This window comes from Sanguibacter inulinus, from assembly GCF_013415325.1.
GTDB lineage: Bacteria > Actinomycetota > Actinomycetes > Actinomycetales > Cellulomonadaceae > Sanguibacter > Sanguibacter inulinus.
In genome coordinates this window covers 93,004-109,929 of sequence record NZ_JACBYE010000005.1, presented here as the reverse complement: position 1 = coordinate 109,929, position 16,926 = coordinate 93,004, and the positions used below count along the sequence as shown (strand labels likewise).

15 protein-coding genes are annotated in these 16,926 nt (G+C 70.4%); 11 read left to right on the top strand and 4 right to left on the bottom strand.

What is annotated here, in order from left to right:
* Window positions 1-43 precede the first annotated feature (43 nt).
* Together HZZ10_RS03685 and HZZ10_RS03680 are read right to left on the bottom strand one after the other, a co-directional pair.
* Window positions 44-1,018, bottom strand: coding sequence for an LLM class flavin-dependent oxidoreductase (locus tag HZZ10_RS03685; RefSeq protein ID WP_179912451.1), 975 nt, complete (start codon window positions 1,016-1,018; stop codon window positions 44-46).
* A 66-nt stretch (window positions 1,019-1,084) separates the two neighbouring features.
* Window positions 1,085-2,359 (bottom strand): MFS transporter, encoded by a 1,275-nt coding sequence (locus tag HZZ10_RS03680; protein WP_228086968.1) that lies wholly within the window; start codon window positions 2,357-2,359, stop codon window positions 1,085-1,087.
* A 58-nt stretch (window positions 2,360-2,417) separates the two neighbouring features.
* Here HZZ10_RS03680 and HZZ10_RS03675 point away from each other — a divergent pair, with 58 nt between their 5' ends.
* From HZZ10_RS03675 to HZZ10_RS03640, 8 genes are all read left to right on the top strand, one after another.
* Complete coding sequence (locus HZZ10_RS03675) at window positions 2,418-2,960, top strand: TetR/AcrR family transcriptional regulator (protein ID WP_179912450.1); 543 nt, start codon at window positions 2,418-2,420, stop codon at window positions 2,958-2,960.
* 48 nt (window positions 2,961-3,008) lie between these two features.
* On the top strand, window positions 3,009-3,470 hold the full coding sequence (locus tag HZZ10_RS03670) for a helix-turn-helix transcriptional regulator (RefSeq protein ID WP_179912449.1): 462 nt from the start codon (window positions 3,009-3,011) through the stop codon (window positions 3,468-3,470).
* A 5-nt stretch (window positions 3,471-3,475) separates the two neighbouring features.
* Window positions 3,476-3,886 (top strand): VOC family protein, encoded by a 411-nt coding sequence (locus HZZ10_RS03665; RefSeq protein WP_056132771.1) that lies wholly within the window; start codon window positions 3,476-3,478, stop codon window positions 3,884-3,886.
* 293 nt (window positions 3,887-4,179) lie between these two features.
* Window positions 4,180-6,573, top strand: coding sequence for an ATP-binding cassette domain-containing protein (locus HZZ10_RS03660; protein WP_179912448.1), 2,394 nt, complete (start codon window positions 4,180-4,182; stop codon window positions 6,571-6,573).
* 144 nt (window positions 6,574-6,717) lie between these two features.
* A complete protein-coding gene (gene uxaC / locus HZZ10_RS03655; protein WP_228086965.1) occupies window positions 6,718-8,178 on the top strand; it encodes a glucuronate isomerase in 1,461 nt (486 codons plus the stop codon).
* 102 nt (window positions 8,179-8,280) lie between these two features.
* Window positions 8,281-9,726: a glycoside-pentoside-hexuronide (GPH):cation symporter gene (locus tag HZZ10_RS03650; RefSeq protein ID WP_179912447.1), complete on the top strand. Its 1,446-nt coding sequence runs from the start codon at window positions 8,281-8,283 to the stop codon at window positions 9,724-9,726.
* Between the two features lie 64 nt (window positions 9,727-9,790).
* Window positions 9,791-11,464, top strand: a complete 1,674-nt coding sequence (locus HZZ10_RS03645; protein WP_308507472.1) for a UxaA family hydrolase — start codon at window positions 9,791-9,793, stop codon at window positions 11,462-11,464.
* Window positions 11,465-11,559: 95 nt separating this feature from the next.
* Window positions 11,560-13,047: a tagaturonate reductase gene (locus tag HZZ10_RS03640; RefSeq protein WP_179912446.1), complete on the top strand. Its 1,488-nt coding sequence runs from the start codon at window positions 11,560-11,562 to the stop codon at window positions 13,045-13,047.
* 33 nt (window positions 13,048-13,080) lie between these two features.
* Here the strand turns inward: HZZ10_RS03640 and HZZ10_RS03635 are convergent, their stop codons facing one another.
* Together HZZ10_RS03635 and HZZ10_RS03630 are read right to left on the bottom strand one after the other, a co-directional pair.
* On the bottom strand, window positions 13,081-14,088 hold the full coding sequence (locus HZZ10_RS03635) for a LacI family DNA-binding transcriptional regulator (RefSeq protein WP_179912445.1): 1,008 nt from the start codon (window positions 14,086-14,088) through the stop codon (window positions 13,081-13,083).
* Between the two features lie 87 nt (window positions 14,089-14,175).
* A complete protein-coding gene (locus tag HZZ10_RS03630) occupies window positions 14,176-14,973 on the bottom strand; it encodes a CPBP family intramembrane glutamic endopeptidase (protein ID WP_179912470.1) in 798 nt (265 codons plus the stop codon).
* Between the two features lie 206 nt (window positions 14,974-15,179).
* Here HZZ10_RS03630 and HZZ10_RS03625 point away from each other — a divergent pair, with 206 nt between their 5' ends.
* Genes HZZ10_RS03625 through HZZ10_RS03615 form a run of 3 tightly spaced genes read left to right on the top strand, consistent with a single transcriptional unit; the run spans window position 15,180 to window position 16,858 of the window.
* Entirely contained in the window at window positions 15,180-15,959 is a 780-nt protein-coding gene (locus tag HZZ10_RS03625; protein ID WP_179912444.1) for an alpha/beta fold hydrolase, read from the top strand.
* 57 nt (window positions 15,960-16,016) lie between these two features.
* Window positions 16,017-16,352: an ArsR/SmtB family transcription factor gene (locus HZZ10_RS03620; protein ID WP_179912443.1), complete on the top strand. Its 336-nt coding sequence runs from the start codon at window positions 16,017-16,019 to the stop codon at window positions 16,350-16,352.
* On the top strand, window positions 16,349-16,858 hold the full coding sequence (locus HZZ10_RS03615; RefSeq protein ID WP_179912442.1) for an SRPBCC domain-containing protein: 510 nt from the start codon (window positions 16,349-16,351) through the stop codon (window positions 16,856-16,858). The genes HZZ10_RS03620 and HZZ10_RS03615 overlap by 4 nt, the downstream gene beginning before the upstream one ends.
* The last annotated feature ends 68 nt before the right edge of the window (window positions 16,859-16,926 follow it).

Here is a 16,926-nt window from a genome sequence, read left to right as displayed (position 1 = left end):
CGGTCGGGTGATCGGTGCGGCGAGCCCGCGTACGGGTCGACGCCTAGAGGATGCTAGCGAGCGAGCCCAGTGCCTGGACAGGGTCGTCCCCGACGGGCTGCAGGACCACGCAGTCAGCCCCCGCCGCACGCATCCGGGCGAGCGACGCCCTGGCGTCGTCCCTGGTCCCGCTGACCGTCAGGGCGTCGACCCACGCGTCGGGGAGCGCGGCGACGAAGTCTGCCCGGGAGGCGGAGCGAGCCCGCAGCGCGACGATCTCGTCGGCGAAGGGCAACGGCCGCAGGTGGGCTTCCCAGCCCGGCTCGCCGATCCACTCGAGCCCTGGACGGACCGCCTGACGAGCAGCGTGGGCGTCGACGTCGACAGCGGCTGCGTTGTACGCGACGACGCGGTGCTCAGCCGTGCCGATCTGCTGGCGGGCCTGGGCGATGTACTCGGGTGCCGACGGCTCGGCGAGCACGGTCCCGTCGGCCACCCGTCCGGCGAGCGCGAGGGAACGCGGACCACGGACCCCGGCGAGGATCGGCGGCGCCGTCCGCGGCCCACCCTCGAGCTGCACGGCGTCCAGGTGCACGTAGCGTCCGTCGACGCTCACCGACTCGCCGGACAGCAGACCGCGCAGCGCGGTGACGTGCTCCTCGAAGGAGGTGAGGATGCTCTCGGGCCAGGCGCCCACGCTCTGCATCCACGCAGGCATGCCGTGCCCGATCCCGAGGTGCAGGCGGTCCCCGAAGAGGTCGACGAGCGTCGCTGCCTCCATCGCCGTGAAGGCGACGTTGCGCGCCGAGGCTGGCAGGATCCCGACCCCGACCCGGATGCGTGAGGTGACCGCGAGCGCGGCCGAGGCCTGCGCGATCCCGCCGCGGAACCCGAGGTCTTCGACGACCCAGAGCTCGTCGAAGCCTGCGTCGTCTGCGGCGCGGGCGAAGTCGAGGATCTGGTGGGCCGGGAGGTCCCGGGGGAGCATGATGCCGATCTCAGGGAGTGCGCTGTCCGGGGTCGCGTCGTCACGAGTCATGGGTACTACCGTACACATGGTGGCGGGGGCCGGGAAGGGCTCTGGGCACCACCCGCGACCTCGCCCTCAGCCGGGCGAGTCTCCGGTCTCGGCAGAGGCGACGGCCGCTCCGGGAGGCACCGGCGCCCCGTCCGACGTCGCCCGGCCCCGAGGCCTCGCGGCCGACGTGAGCAGCGAGGCGAGGGCCACGACGACGAGCACGACGACCATCGCCCCACGGAGCCCGTAGTGCTCTCCGAGGAAGCCGAGCAGGGGTGGGCCGACCAGGAAGGCGACGTAACCGGCCGTCGCGACGGCGGCGACCGAGGAGGTCGGGTCGTCGCTGTCGCCTGCGGCCGAGAGCGTCACGGGGAACCCGAGCGCGGCACCGAGGCCCCAGAGGATCACGGCGCAGCCTGCGACGACCACGTTGTCGGCGAACACCACGAGGGCGATGCCGGCGGCCGAGACGAGGGCGCTGACGCGCAGGACCGCGACGTTGCCGAAGCGGGCGAGCAGCGGCTCGCCCGAGAACCGGCCGATGGTCATGGCGGCCGCGAAACCCGTGAAGATGACGGACCCGAGGGTCTCGGACATGCCGTGGCCGTCGACCATGAGCAGCGGCAGCCAGTCGCTCGCCGAGCCCTCGGCGAGGGCGAGGGCGAGGACGATCAGCCCGAGCATGAGGATGCGGCTCTGCTTCCAGACGGAGAGCTGCTCACGCCAGGTGGACGAGGCTTCTGTGCCCTTGCGGGCGAGCCCCGTCGTGGCCGGTACGGTCGGAACGGCCCACAGGGCGGCCGCGGCGCCTGCCACAGCGATCGCGGTGAGGTGCCAGACGACCGGGAAGTCGACAGCGGTGAGACCGATGCCGACGGTGGCCCCGACCACCGTGCCGAGGCTGTAGCACCCGTGCAGCATCGGCAGGACAGACCGGCCCGAGGCGTTCTCGATGTCGGCACCCTCGATGTTGATCGCGATCTCGGACATCCCCACGCCACCGCCGACGAGGGCGAGGCCGACGAAGACGCCCGCCGTGAGACCCAGGCCTGACGCGATGCCCACGAGCGCGAGCCCCACGACGAGGCTGGTGCCCCCGATCGCGATGGTCCGCCGGGCGCCGTGCGCCCTGACGACGGAGGCAGAGGACAGGACACCCGTCATCGAGCCGACCGAGAGCCCGAAGAGCACGAGGCCCATCTGCCCGGTCGAGGCGTCGAGCAGGTCGCGCACGGCCGGGGTGCGGACGACCCAGGAGGCCATCGAGACGCCGACGACGAGCATGAACACGAAGACGGCCGTCCGTCGACGGCGGAGCTCGGGGCTGAACGGCGGGCGGGTGCCGACGGGGGTGCTGTGCATGTGTACGAGCGTACCGTCGGGGTCGTGGCTGCGAGGGCGGGTCTGAGAGGATGGCCCGATGGCCAGGCGATTCGACCCCACACGACGAGACCGGATCGTCGACGTGACCATCGAGGCCGTCGCCGAGCTCGGGGTCGCCGGCATCTCGGCGAGGCGCATCGCCGCCCGCGCGGACGTCCCCCTCGGGTCGATGACCTACCACTTCACCGACATGGACGAGCTGCTGCACGAGGCGTTCACGCGCTTCTCGCTGTCTGTCGCGACCCGCTTCGAGGCTCGGCTCGTGGCCGCGACCACCGTCGACGAGGCGAAGCAGGCCGTCGCGACGCTCGTCCTCGACGACCTGGCGCAGTCGCCGCGCGAGCTGGTGCTGACCCACGAGCTCTACACGCTGGCCGCCCGGGACGCGAGGTACCGGAGCATCACGCGCGAGTGGATGCGCCGCAGCCGCTCGGCGCTCGAGCGGCACTTCACCCCGGACGTCTCGCGCCAGCTCGACGCCCTGATCGAAGGGCTGACCATCCACCAGGCTCTCGACACCGAGCCTCACGACCCGCAGGTCACCGTCTCGGCGATCGACGCGATCTGCCGCGGAGCCTGACGGACCGGTCCTTCCCGCCGCCACCTCGGACGTGGCACGATCGGTGCCGTGACAGCCAGGGCATCGGGCGAAGACCAGCTGCGCGACCTGGCGCGGCTGCGGCGGGTGCGCGACAGGATCGACCGCGACTACGCCCAGCCCCTCGACGTCGAGGCGCTGGCACGTGGCGCGAGCATGTCGGCAGGTCATCTCAGCCGCCAGTTCCGCGCGGCCTACGGGGAGTCGCCCTACTCCTACCTCATGACCCGGCGGATCGAGCGGGCGATGGCCCTGCTGCGGCGCGGGGAGATGAGCGTGACCGACGTCTGCTTCGCCGTCGGCAGCTCGTCCCTGGGGACCTTCAGCACCCGGTTCACCGAGCTCGTGGGCATGCCCCCGAGCGCCTACAGGAAGCGGGCGGCATCTGCGGCGGGCCTGGTCGCCGGCGAGCTCCCACCGTGCATCGCCAAGCAGATCACCCGACCCGTCAGGAATCGAGAAGCACCGACCGTCGCGGCAGACCTAGCGTGAGCCGCATGGACCTCATCATCCACTGGACCTTCCTCAACCACGACGATGCCGACGCGGCCCTGGCCTTCTACCGCGACGCCCTCGGTTTCGAGCTGCGCAACGACGTCGGCTACGGCGGCATGCGGTGGCTCACCGTCGGCCCTCCCGGGCAGCCGGAGACCTCGGTCGTCCTGACCCCACCAGCCGCGGACCCGGGCATCACCGACGACGAGCGCCGCACGATCACCGAGATGATGGCGAAGGGGACCTTCGGGCACCTCGTGCTCGCCTCCTCCGACATGGACGCGGCCTTCGCCCAGGTCCAGGCCAGCGGCGCCGAGGTGGTCCAGGAGCCGACCGACCAGCCCTACGGGGTCCGCGACTGCGCCTTCCGTGACCCCGCAGGCAACCTCATCCGCATCAACCAGCTCGGCTGAGGGTCGGTGCCGCACCGGCACCTCACCGGCACCTCACCAGCACCGTCGGAGCACTCCTGACGAGACTGACCTGGCCCGATGCACAGCCCTCACGACGGGTGTTCCGCCTGGGGGCACAATCAGACATACTTCTCAGTCAGGGTCCGGCGCATCGCTCGGACCTGGTCAGCACGCTCGAACCTGGCGAGCACCGAGAGACCACCCAGCGGGCGTCCGTCGGGTACGCCAGCGGAGCGCCACAGCCGCCGCGGCCGCCCGAGGCACCGCCGATCCACTCCACAGACAGGGACACGATGGCCACGAGCACGACGACAGGGACCGCCCCCGGCACGCAGCCGCACGCGGCTGACACCCACGACCTCATCAGGGTCCGGGGTGCCCGCGAGAACAACCTGCAGGACGTGAGCCTCGACCTGCCCAAGCGCCGGTTGTCGGTCTTCACAGGGGTGTCAGGGTCAGGGAAGAGCTCGCTGGTCTTCGCCACGATCGCCGCCGAGTCGCAGCGGATGATCAACGAGACGTACAGCGCGTTCCTCCAGGGGTTCATGCCCAGCCAGGCCCGACCCGACGTCGACCTGCTCGAAGGGCTGACCACCGCGATCATCGTCGACCAGGAGCGCATGGGCGCGAACTCGCGCTCGACGGTCGGGACCGCGACGGACGTCAACGCCATGCTCCGCATCGTGTTCAGCCGGCTGGGCCAGCCCCACGTCGGCTCGCCCCAGGCCTTCTCCTTCAACGTCGCCTCGATCAGCGGCGCCGGCGCCGTGACCATCGAGCGTGGCGGGTCGACCGTCAAGGAGCGGCGCAGCTTCAGCATCACCGGAGGCATGTGCCCCCGGTGCGAAGGCATGGGGACAGTCAACGACATCGACCTCACCCAGCTCTTCGACGACTCGAAGTCGCTCAACGAGGGGGCGCTGACCATCCCCGGCTACACGGCCGACGGCTGGGGGGTCAAGATCTTCACGGGCTCAGGCTTCCTCGACCCCGACAAGGCGATCCGCGACTACACGAAGAAGGAACGGGCGGACTTCCTCTACAAGGAGCCCGTCAAGGTCAAGGTCGGCGACATCAACATGACCTACGAGGGCCTGATCCCCAAGGTGCAGAAGTCGTTCTTGTCCAAGGACCGCGAGGCGATGCAGCCGCACATCCGTGCCTTCGTCGACCGTGCGGTCACCTTCACCACCTGCCCGGACTGCGACGGCACCCGCCTCAACGAGGGGGCGCGGTCGTCCAAGGTCGCCGGGCTGAACATCGCCGAGGCGTGCTCGATGCAGATCAGCGACCTCGCGACCTGGGTCCGGGAGCTCCACGAGCCGTCGATGACACCGCTGCTCGACGCGCTGCGCGACACCCTCAACTCCTTCGTCGAGATCGGTCTCGGGTACCTGTCGCTCGACCGGCCCGCCGGGACGCTGTCCGGGGGAGAGGCCCAGCGCACCAAGATGATCCGCCACCTCGGGTCGTCGCTCACCGACGTCACCTACGTCTTCGACGAGCCGACGATCGGGCTGCACCCGCACGACATCCAGCGGATGAACCGCCTCCTGCTCCAGCTGCGGGACAAGGGCAACACCGTCCTGGTGGTCGAGCACAAGCCTGAGATGATCACCATCGCGGACCACGTGGTCGACCTCGGTCCCGGCGCAGGGACCGCCGGCGGCCAGATCTGCTACGAGGGCACCGTCGACGGTCTGCGCGAGAGCGACACCCTCACCGGACGGCACCTCGACGACAGGTCGCGCGTCAAGGAGACGGTCCGCCCGCACCGCGGCGCGATCGAGATCCGCGGCGCGAGCGCGAACAACCTCCGCGACGTCGACGTCGACATCCCGCTCGGTGTCCTCGTCGTCCTCACCGGCGTCGCCGGGTCGGGCAAGAGCTCTCTCGTGCACGGCTCGATCCCCGCGGGCGCCGGCGTGGTCTCGATCGACCAGACCGCGATCCGCGGGTCCCGCCGGAGCAACCCGGCCACCTACACAGGGCTCCTCGAGCCGATCCGCAAGGCCTTCGCCAAGACGAACGGCGTCAAGCCTGCGCTGTTCAGCGCCAACTCCGAGGGCGCGTGCCCGGTGTGCAACGGCGCCGGTGTCATCTACACCGACCTCGGCGTCATGGCGAGCGTCGCGTCACCCTGCGAGGTCTGCGAGGGGAAGCGGTTCCAGGCCTCGGTCCTCGAGTACCACCTCGGCGGACGCGACATCTCCGAGGTGCTCGCGATGTCCGTCGCCGAGGCCGAGCAGTTCTTCGGCGCGGGGGAGGCGCGCACCCCTGCCGCGCACGCGATCCTGGTCCGTCTGGTCGACGTCGGGCTCGGGTACCTGCGTCTCGGGCAGCCGCTGACCACGCTCTCGGGTGGTGAGCGCCAGCGTCTCAAGCTCGCCACGCACATGGCCGAGAAGGGCGACGTCTACGTGCTCGACGAGCCGACGACGGGCCTGCACCTCGCCGACGTCGAACAGCTCCTCGGGCTCCTGGACAGGCTCGTCGACTCCGGGAGGTCGGTCATCGTGGTCGAGCACCACCAGGCCGTCATGGCGCACGCCGACTGGATCATCGACCTCGGACCGGGAGCCGGTCACGACGGCGGCAGGGTCGTCTTCGAAGGAACCCCCGCCGACCTCGTCGCCCAGCGGTCGACACTCACCGGGGAGCACCTAGCCGACTACGTGAAGAGCTGACCTGAGGCACGAAAGTCCGCCTAGAACCACCTGAGGCGGACTTTCGTCCCGGGGAAGAGCGCCCTTCGACCAGCAGGATGCAAACGTGTGCATCGACAGATGCCCATGAGTGCAGACCTACGAGTCGCGGACCGAGGACGTTCTATGACACCCCAAGCCCAGATGCCCCAGAGCAGCACCGCAGCACCAGCACCGCTCACGCTCCACCCCGACAGGGCGCTCCCGACAGACCCGCGCCAGCGCGACGTCGCCCGGCAGATCTACGCGGAGACCCGTTCCCTCCCGATCATCTCGATGCACGGCCACGTCGAGGTCGAGGCCTTCGCAGACAACCTGCCCTTCGCCGACCCGGCCCAGCTGCTCGTGGTCCCCGACCACTACGTCACCCGCATGCTCGTCTCGCAGGGGGCAGCCCCTGAGTCCCTGGGCGTCCCGCGGGTCGACGGCGGCCCTGTCGAGACCGACAGCCGGGAGATCTTCCGCAGGTTCTGCGCGGGCTGGCACCTCTACAGGGGGACACCCTCCAGGTACTGGCTCGAGCACGAGCTCGTCGAGGTCTTCGGGATCGACCAGGTGCCCTCGGCGGCCACGGCAGACACGATCTTCGACACGATCGCCGCGCGCCTCGCCGAGCCCGACTTCCGACCGCGCCAGCTGCTCGACAGGTTCGGCATCGAGCTCATCGCGACGACCGACGCCGCGACGAGCACGCTCGAGCACCACGCCCGGCTCGCGGCAGAAGGCCTGGGGGACCGGGTGGTCCCGACCTTCCGTCCCGACGCCGTCGTCTACCTGGACCGCCCGACCTGGCGCGCAGACATCGACGAGCTCGGCACGGTCTCCGGGATCGACACCGGGCACTACGCCGGCTACCTCGCCGCCCTGCGCCAGCGCCGTGAGGCCTTCGTCGCCGCAGGCGCGCTGGCCAGCGACCACGGGCACCTGAGCGCCGACACCACACCGCTCTCCGACACCGTCGCCGCCGAGATCTACGCCCGCGCGCTCGAGGGCGCCGTCGAGCCCGCAGAGGTGCAGGCCTTCGCCGCCCACATGCTCTTCCAGATGGCCGCGATGGCCGCCGAGGACGGGCTGGTCATGCAGATCCACCCCGGGGTCCTGCGCGACCACCACGACGCCGTCTACCAGGCGCACGGTCAGGACAAGGGCTTCGACATCCCCGTCGCCACGGAGTACACCCGTGCTCTGCGGCCGATGCTGCAGGCCTTCGGCACGCACCCCGGCTTCCGCGCGATCCTCTTCACCGTCGACGAGACCGTCTACAGCCGCGAGCTCGCGCCGCTCGCCGGCGCCTACCCGTCCCTGCGCCTCGGCGCCCCGTGGTGGTTCCTCGACTCGCCCGAGGGGATGCGCAGGTTCCGCGAGACCGCGACCGAGACAGCGGGCTTCTGGAACACCTCGGGCTTCGTGGACGACACCCGGGCCTACGTCTCGATCCCGGCTCGGCACGACCTCTCCCGCCGCATCGACGCCGGGTTCCTCAGCAGGCTCGTGACCGAGCACAGGCTGACGCACGACGAGGCCGTCGAGACCGCGGTGGTCCTGGCGCACACGCTGCCGCAGACCTCGTACGCCAGGCGTCCCTGACGCCTGTCCCGGGTCGTCGGCCACAGCGTCGACGGCCCGGGAACCGCACTGCACCCCGCGAATCCCCCCTCGAAGCCCCCTTCCTAGCACCCAAGGACCCCCATGACCTCCGCACCTGAGGCAGCGCCGCCCAGCTCGCGTCCCGCAGCCGACCTGCACGGCAAGCTCTCGCTCCGCTCCAAGATCGCCTACGGCCTCGGCGACATGGGCAACGGCTTCATGTTCGACCTCGGACAGGCCTATCTGCTCAAGTTCTACACCGACGTCGCCGGCATCCACCCGGCCGCAGCAGCCGGCGTCTTCGTCTTCACCAAGATCTTCGACGCCTTCATGGACCCCGTCGCCGGGATCTTCGTCGACCAGCGCAAGGGCGGCGGCCGCCACGGACGCTTCAAGCCCGTGATGATGTACTCCTCGATCGCGCTCGCCATCCTCACCGTCGTCACGTTCCTCACGCCCGGCGGCACCGACGGCGTCAACCTCGTCTACGCCTACGGGTCGTACATGGCGTGGGGCGTCCTGTACTCCTTCACCAACGTGCCCTACGGCTCGCTCGCCTCCGTGATGACACAAGACCCCGAGCAGCGCGCCCAGCTGGCCTCGTTCCGCCAGGCAGGCTCGGTCACCGCCCTGCTCGTCACCGGCATCGCCTTCATGCCGATCGTGCACGCCTTCGACAACGAGCGCGTCGGATTCGCGACAGCCGCCGGAGCGATGGCTGTCGTAGGGATCATGGGCTTCTACGCGACCTTCCGCGGCACCCGCGAGGTGGTCCCGGTCGCACGGTCGACCGAGAAGATCACGCTCCGGGGCTTCGCGACCACCATCGGCCAGAACCGGGCGCTCCTCGTCCTCATCCTCATGACGGTGTTCTCCATCTCGGCGTACAACATCAAGCCCGCGATGATCGTCTACTTCACCGACTACAACCTGCAGAACCAGGACCTGCTGTCTGTCGTGAACTTCTTCGGCATCGGCTCGTCGATCCTCGCCATCCTCACGATCCCCTTCCTGGTCAAGCGCTTCGGCAAGAAGCAGGTGGCGATCTCCGGCTTCGCGCTGGCGGCGGTCGCCGACGGGCTCAACTTCCTGCTGCCGACCAACACCGTGGTGTTCACCATCCTGTACAGCCTCTCCTTCGTCGGGATCGCCCTGCCCAACGGGATCACCTGGGCTCTCGTCTCCGACGCGATCGACTACGGGCACTGGCGCTCCGGCGTCCGCCGCGAGGGCATCACGTACTCGATGTTCAACTTCTCCCGGAAGATCGCCCAGGCCGTCGCCGGCGGCGCCGCAGGGTTCGGGCTGTCCCTCATCGGCTACGTCCCGAAGTTCACCTCCGACCCGGCGATGGCGGACCAGGCTGACGGAATCCTCCAGGGGATCAAGTCGCTCCAGACGCTCTACCCGTGCATCGCGCTGACCATCGCCGGCGCCGTGCTGTTCTTCCTCTACCCGTTGACCGACAAGCGCATCACCGAGCTCGTCGCCGAGACCCGCGAGCGCGAGGCGGCGACAGCGGTCTCCGACGAGCCAGGTGCCCGCTGACGCGCGAGGAGCGCGTGAGGCCTCAGGCGAACCAGCCCACCCATCCCGAGCACAGGAGCTCTCCGTGACAAGCACCACCCCCGCACCAGAACCCGCAGCCCCCGACGTCATCGCCCACGCCGGCGGCACCCACGACATGGGCACCCCCACCGGCTCGACCGGGACCAGCGTTCTCGGCGACGACGGCCCGTCGCGCCTGACCAGCAGCACCCTCGCCCTAGCCGACTGCACCCTGCGCCTGGCGGAGGGAGACGAGGTCGTCGTGGCGATCCGCGACCTCCACGCAGGGACGCGACTCACCGCAGACGACGACACCCTGGTCCTGCGGTCCGACGTCCCGCGCGGCCACAAGCTCGCGGTGCGGGACGTCCCCGCCGGCGGGCAGGTCCACAAGTACGGCCAGTCGATCGGGCGGGCGACGGCTCCTGTCGTCGCGGGTGACCACGTCCACGTCCACAACCTCGGCATGGACGCCGCCGCCGCAGAGCACGAGCTCGCGACGGTCCACACCGAGCTACCCGTCCCGACAGGCCCGACCCGGACCTTCGACGGGTACCACCGCGCCGACGGTCGTGTCGGCACCCGCAGCTACGTCGCGATCCTCACCTCCGTCAACTGCTCGGCCTCGACAGCCCGGATGATCGCGGACAAGGTCACCCCGCTGCTCGTGGACTACCCGAACATCGACGGAGTCGTCGCGCTGACCCACCAGAGCGGCTGCGGCATGATCCCGGCGTCGTCGGGCGGGACGATGTTCCAGCGGACCCTGCACGGCTACGCCGCGCACCCCAACGTCAGCGGGCTGCTGGTCCTCGGGCTCGGCTGCGAGATGATCCAGGTCCAGTCGATCACCGACACGCTGCCCATCGCCACAGACACCCTCGTGGAGTCCCTCACCATCCAGGACCAGGGCGGCATCCGCGCGACGGTCGAGGCCGGCGTCAAGGCTGTCGCGGCGATGCTGCCGATCCTCGACACCCGTCGTCGCGCGCCCGCGCCGATCTCCGAGCTCGTGCTCGGTCTCAACTGCGGAGGGTCAGACGGCTACTCGGGCATCACCGCGAACCCGGCCCTCGGCTACGCCTCAGACCTCCTGGTCGCGGCTGGCGCCACCTCGGTCCTCGCCGAGACCCCTGAGGTCTACGGGGCCGAGCACCTCCTCACTCGGCGGGCCGTGTCCGAAGACGTCGCCCGGACGCTCCTCGAGCGGATCAGCTGGTGGGAGAAGTACGCCGAGGAGGGCGGCGGCAGCCTGGACAACAACCCGTCGCCCGGGAACAAGGAGGGCGGTCTGACGACCATCCTCGAGAAGTCTCTCGGTGCCGTCGCCAAGGCCGGTCACGCCGACCTCTCGGCCGTCTACCAGTACGCCGAGCCGATGACGACCCGCGGTCTCGGCTTCATGGACAGCCCCGGGTACGACCCCGTGTCGGTGACGGGCCTGGTCGCCGGGGGAGCGACGGTCGTCTGCTTCACCACGGGCCGTGGGTCTGTCCTCGGCTCCCGTCCGGCACCGACCATCAAGCTCGCGACGAACACGGAGATGTTCGAGCGGATGTCGGACGACATGGACCTCAACTGCGGTCGCATCGTCGACGGCACCTCGACCCTCGCGGAGGTCGGGCTGGAGATCTTCGAGTGGATCATCGCCGTGGCCTCGGGCCGCACGACGGCGAGCGAAGAGCTCGGGCTCGGTCAGGACGAGTTCGTGCCGTGGCAGCTCGGCACCGTCACGTGAGCGCCCGCAGGGCTGAACCGACGACCCAGGCGCCCGGGACCACAGCCGCGCCCGGCTCCCGCACGCCATCGACCGACGACCCAGAGGACACACCCATGCAGCCGCTCGACAGCACCACGGTCCGCCGCACAGCCCGACCTGTCACCGTGCTCCAGATGGGCGGCGGGAACTTCCTGCGCGGCTTCGTCGACTGGATGATCCACGTCGCCGACGAGGCTGGCGTCATGGACGCCGGTGTCGCAGTCGTCCACGTGACAGACCGGCCCGACCCCGCCTTCGAGCTGCTGCGAGCGCAGGACGGGCTCTTCCACGTCACGCTCGAGGGCATCAAGGACGGGCAGCCTGTCCGCGAGATCACCCGGGTCGAGTGCGTCCAGGAGGTCGTCGCCGCGCACACCGAGTTCGAGCGCTACAGGGACCTCTACCTGGGCGCGGACCTGCGGGTCCTGGTGTCGAACACGACCGAGGCGGGGATCGTCTGGGTCGAGGACGACGACATCACCGCCCGTCCGCCAGCCTCCTTCCCGCTCAAGGTCACGGCCCTGCTGCACGACAGGTTCGAGCACTTCGGTGGTGACCCCACCAAGGGGCTCGCGATCGTCCCGTGCGAGCTCATCGAGGACAACGGGTCGACCCTGCGGGAGTACGTGCTGCGGCACGCGGCCGCCGCCGGTCTGTCCGAGGAGTTCCAGCAGTGGGTCCGAGAGTGCTGCACCTTCAGCGACACCCTCGTCGACCGCATCGTCCCGGGCTTCCCGCGTGACGACATCGCCCGTATCCAGGCCGAGACAGGCTTCGACGACCAGGTCGTCGTCAAGGGTGAGTACTTCCACGTGTGGGCGATCAGCGGGGGAGAGGCTGTGCGTGAGGTGCTGCCCCTCGACAAGGCCGGGCTCGACGTGCGGTTCATGGAGGACATCGCGCCGTTCCGCGCCCAGAAGGTCCGGGTGCTCAACGGCTCTCACACTGCCCTCAGCGCCGTCGGGCTCCAGCTGGGACACGAGAGCGTGCGAGAGGCCTTCGAGGACCCGGCTGTCCGGCGCTACGTCGACGAGCTCGTGGCCGACGAGGTCCTGCCGACCATCGACGGGGAGCCTGAGGTCCTCCGCGAGTTCGCGGCCGGGATCCTCGAGCGTTTTGGCAACCCGTTCTTGCACCACCGACTGGCGGACATCGCGCTCAACGCCGTCTCGAAGTGGCGCACCCGGAACCTCCCGGTCTACGTCGACAGGGTCCGGGCGGGGGAGAGCGCACAGCTCACCGTGCTCTCGCTCGCCGCTGTGCTGCTGCTGCAGTCCGGGGCGGCCGCCGTCCCGGGCTTCGTCCCCGTGGACGACGCCGGTGCACTGGCGCTGCTCGCCGGCGGACCCGGTGCCGGTGGGGACGGAGGCGCCGGGGACGGAGCTGACGAGGCTGCCGTGTGGGTCGGGCGAGCTGTCCGTGGTCTCGACCTTGCCGCAGGGCTCGACCCGGTCGAGGCTGACGTGCTGATCGCTCGCACCGCAGAGATGGTCGAGTCGCTCACGACCGAGGGTGCACGCGCCACCCTCGCCAGGGTGCTCGCCGAGACCACCGTCGGCTGACGGGGCTGGCCCCACCCGCGATCGACCGCGGTCTCACGCTCCGGCGTGAGGCCGCGGTCCTGTGCTCTCCCTGACCACCAGAGACGTGGGGATGTCGAGCGGCGGGCCCTGGGGCCTCTCCCCGGACAGGTGCGCGTGCAGCCGGTCGACCGCGACGGCACCCGCGTGCCGCAAGGGGATCGCCACCGATGTGAGGGCGGGGGTGATCAGGCCGGCCATGACGATGTCGTCAAAACCGACCACGCTGATCTCACCCGGGACGTCGACACCCTGCCGGACGAGCCGGGCCAGCAGGCCCACCGCCATGACGTCGTTGGACACGAGGACTGCGCTCACGCCGGAGCGCATCGTGGCGTCAGCGGCGCTCGCTCCACCGTCGACGGTGGGCGCGAAGGTGCCGATCTCGACGCCGGACAGGCCGTGCTCGTGCGTCGCGACGTGGAAGGCCTGACGACGGTCTGCGTTGGACCGGCTGCTCCCTGTCGCCGAGACGAACCCGATGTCGCGGTGCCCGAGCCCTTGGAGGTGCTCTACGGCCTGCCGCACGCCGCCCGCGTTGTCGAAGGTCACGGGTGGCACGGCGCCCGGCGCGTCGGCACCGGCGCCGCGGTTGACCAGGACCATCGGTTGCAGCCTGGCGGCTGCAGCGAGCTCGGTGTCGCTCATGCGGGGCGAGCAGAGCACGAGGGCGTCGACGTTCCGCGCGAGGGTCGTCACCAGCTCGACCTCGGTCGTCGGGTCTTCGTCGCTGTCCGCGAGCAGGACGGAGTACCCGACGTCACGGGCGCGGTGCTGCACGCCCCGGACGATGTCGGAGAAGAACGGGTTCGACAGGTCGGGGACGACGATGCCGAGCGCGCCGGTGCGCCCGGTCTTGAGCGTGCGGGCTGCCCTGCTCGGCACGTAGCCGATCTGCTCGGCGAGCGTCAGGATGCGGTCGCGCGTCGTCTCGTCGACCTTCTCCGGCCTGGAGAACGCCCGCGAGATGGTGGACGGGGAGACCCCGGCGAGGGCGGCCAGGTCACGGATCGTCGCTGCCATGACCTGCGTGCTCCTCGCGTCCGGGCAGTCCTGGGCGGCCTGCGACTCACCACATCGTAGGGGGAGCGGCCGGCCGTCTGGTCCAGGTCAGCCGGGCGACGTGACGAAGACGTCGAAGAGCTCCGGGTGGTGGGCGTGCACGAGGACACCGAAGACGACGAGGTCGAAGAGGAGGTGCACCGCCACCACGTAGGTCAGCGACGCGCTCTTGGCGAAGATCCAGCCCTGCACGAGCGCGAAGGGCACAGTCAGCAACGGGCCCCACTCGCGGTAGCCGAGCTCCCACAGGAACGAGACGAAGACGACCGACTGCAGGACGTTCGCGGTCCAGGGCCCGAAGTGCGCGCGCAGCAGGGCGAAGACCGTGCAGATGAAGAACAGCTCGTCCCAGATCCCTACGGCGTTGACACCGAGGAACAGCCGCGCGATGTCCTGGTCGCCGTCGAGGTCGGGCCAGTTCTGGTACGCCCCCGACCCGATGAAGTACGGCGGGAGGATCAGGTAGCCGATGACGACGACAGCGACGAGGTAGACGATCTGCAGGCGGGTCCAGCGTCGACCCGTCGCGACAGGGAACGTGATCGACCGCTGCCCGAACACCCAGCGGGAGAGCCCCCACGGCACGAGCACGGCGAGGGACAGCGCGATCGTGAAGCGCAGCATGCCAGCGTCGGAGAGGTCGGCTTGGAGGGAGATCGTCGAGATGATCGCCATGCCGAGACCGATCAGGCCGAGGTCCCGTCCGAGCCGGCGGTCCACGGCGAGCGCGAGCGCGATGCCCAAGACGAGCGGGACGAAGCCGAGAGGTCTGACGTGCACGGCGAAGATCAGGACGGCCGAGCCGCAGACGAGCGCTGCGGCGAGCAGCCTGGCTGGGGAGCCCACAGACCATGGACCGAGCTGGACCTGGGCGGGCGCTGTGGGCGTCGTCGTCACCCCGCCCAGGGTGCCACGGGGCCACGGACGTCGCGCGTCGGACCTGGCTCGGTGCCCCCAGTGCGGGGTGCCCGGTGCTCGCCGGGCTGGACCGGGCAGCCTGCCTCGCGGCCGATGACGGGCCGTGGTCGTGGTCGTGGTCGTACGCTCGCACCATGGAGTACGACGTCCGCGGGACGAGGGTGCACTACGTCGAGCGCGGCCAGGGTCGGCCCGTGCTCGTGCTGCACGGCGCGGGCGTCGACCACCGCGAGACTCTCGCGGCCTTCGACCCTGCGCTCGCCCGGCACGGTGGGCTCCGGCGGCTGTACCCCGACCTGCCCGGCGCAGGACTGACGCAGACCGCCGAGACCGTGAGCAGCGCAGAGGACGTCCTCGACGTCCTGACCGCGCTGGTAGACGAGATCGTGGGGGACAGGCCGCTGATCCTCGCCGGGCACTCCGCCGGCGCCTACTACGCCCACGCCCTCGCCGACCGGGCGCCCCAGCGCGTCGCCGGTCTCGTGCTCGTGTGCCCGCTGCTGCCAGGCAGGCACGACGTCCCGCCGCTCCAGCCCGTCGTGGCTGACGACGACCTGGGTGACGCCGATTTCCGCGCGTACTTCGTGGTCCAGACCCCGGCCATGCTCGCGCGGTACAGGGAGGTCGTCGCACCTGGGGTCGCCGCGGTCGACGCCCCCACGGCCGAGCGCATCGGAGCGCGCTGGGAGCTGGCGACCAGCGACGAGACCTACGCAGGTCCGGTGCTCGTCGTCGCAGGGCGCCAGGACTCGACCGTCGGCTACGCCTCGGCGATCGACCTGCTGGGCCGGTATCCCCGCGCGACGCTCGTGGTGGTCGACGGTGCCGGGCACGCGCTGCCCCACGAAGCGCCCTCGGTGCTGGGTGGGATCGTCGACGGCTGGCTCACGGATGCCGTCGAGGCCCGTGGCTGAGCCGCTGTCCCATCTCTAACACTATGCCTGGGGGCTAAGTATGCGTATGCTGCACAGATGAGCCAGCACGCAGACACTCTCGACGAGATCTTCGTCGCCCTCTCGGACCCGACGAGGCGTCAGGTCGTGCGGCACCTCGGTCGCGGCCCTGCGAGCGTGGGGGAGCTCGCCCGCCCGCACCCGATCACCCTCCCCTCGTTCATGAAGCACGTGCGGACCCTCGAGTCCTGCGGCCTCATCCAGACCGAGAAGTCAGGCCGCGTACGGATGTGCACGCTCGACAGGTCACGTCTGGCCGTGGTCGACGACTGGTTGTCGGACCAGCGGCGACTGTGGGCCGACCGCACGGACCGCCTCGAAGACCTCGTGACCCACCTGGAGGAGACACCATGACCACGCCGACGATCGACCCTGAGCTCGACCTCACCATCGAACGTGTGATCCACGGCCCACGGTCCAGCGTGTGGCGCGCCTGGACGGAGCCCGCACTGCTGGAACGCTGGTGGATCCCTGCACCGATGGTCACGCGCGTCGACACCCTGGACGTGCGCCCGGGCGGCGGCTTCGTCACCCAGATGAGCGAGGACGGGGCGACCTTCGTCCCGCACACCGACACGGTGTTCCTGGTCGTCGACGAGGGTCACCGGCTGGTCTTCACGAACGCCGTCAACAGCTCGTGGCGCCCGACCCGGCCCGAGCCTGTCTCGATGACCGCAGAGATCATCCTGGTCGACCACCCCGAAGGGACCGCCTACACGGCCGTCGTGCGGCACGGCGACCCTGCACAGCGCCGCCTGCACGAAGACCTCGGGTTCTTCGACGGCTGGGGCACTGTCACCGCGGCGCTCGCGACCCTCGTCGAGCAGGGCGGGGCCGTCGAGCAGGGCGGGGCAGCCTGACCGCGACGGCCCAGCGGGGGAGTCGCAAGCACGCAGCAGGGGAGTCGCGCCGTTCTTCTGCTCGCGAG

Excerpts from the sequence above, each read along its gene's own strand:
- HZZ10_RS03675 (WP_179912450.1), top strand. The coding sequence starts at position 2,418 with ATGGCCAGGCGATTCGACCCCACACGACGAGACCGGATCGTCGACGTG.
- HZZ10_RS03650 (WP_179912447.1), top strand. The coding sequence starts at position 8,281 with ATGACCTCCGCACCTGAGGCAGCGCCGCCCAGCTCGCGTCCCGCAGCC.
- HZZ10_RS03685 (WP_179912451.1), bottom strand. The coding sequence starts at position 1,018 with ATGACTCGTGACGACGCGACCCCGGACAGCGCACTCCCTGAGATCGGC.
- HZZ10_RS03640 (WP_179912446.1), top strand. The coding sequence starts at position 11,560 with ATGCAGCCGCTCGACAGCACCACGGTCCGCCGCACAGCCCGACCTGTC.
- HZZ10_RS03620 (WP_179912443.1), top strand. The coding sequence starts at position 16,017 with ATGAGCCAGCACGCAGACACTCTCGACGAGATCTTCGTCGCCCTCTCG.
- HZZ10_RS03665 (WP_056132771.1), top strand. The coding sequence starts at position 3,476 with ATGGACCTCATCATCCACTGGACCTTCCTCAACCACGACGATGCCGAC.
- HZZ10_RS03660 (WP_179912448.1), top strand. The coding sequence starts at position 4,180 with ATGGCCACGAGCACGACGACAGGGACCGCCCCCGGCACGCAGCCGCAC.
- HZZ10_RS03680 (WP_228086968.1), bottom strand. The coding sequence starts at position 2,359 with ATGCACAGCACCCCCGTCGGCACCCGCCCGCCGTTCAGCCCCGAGCTC.
- HZZ10_RS03615 (WP_179912442.1), top strand. The coding sequence starts at position 16,349 with ATGACCACGCCGACGATCGACCCTGAGCTCGACCTCACCATCGAACGT.
- uxaC (WP_228086965.1), top strand. The coding sequence starts at position 6,718 with ATGACACCCCAAGCCCAGATGCCCCAGAGCAGCACCGCAGCACCAGCA.
- HZZ10_RS03635 (WP_179912445.1), bottom strand. The coding sequence starts at position 14,088 with ATGGCAGCGACGATCCGTGACCTGGCCGCCCTCGCCGGGGTCTCCCCG.
- HZZ10_RS03625 (WP_179912444.1), top strand. The coding sequence starts at position 15,180 with ATGGAGTACGACGTCCGCGGGACGAGGGTGCACTACGTCGAGCGCGGC.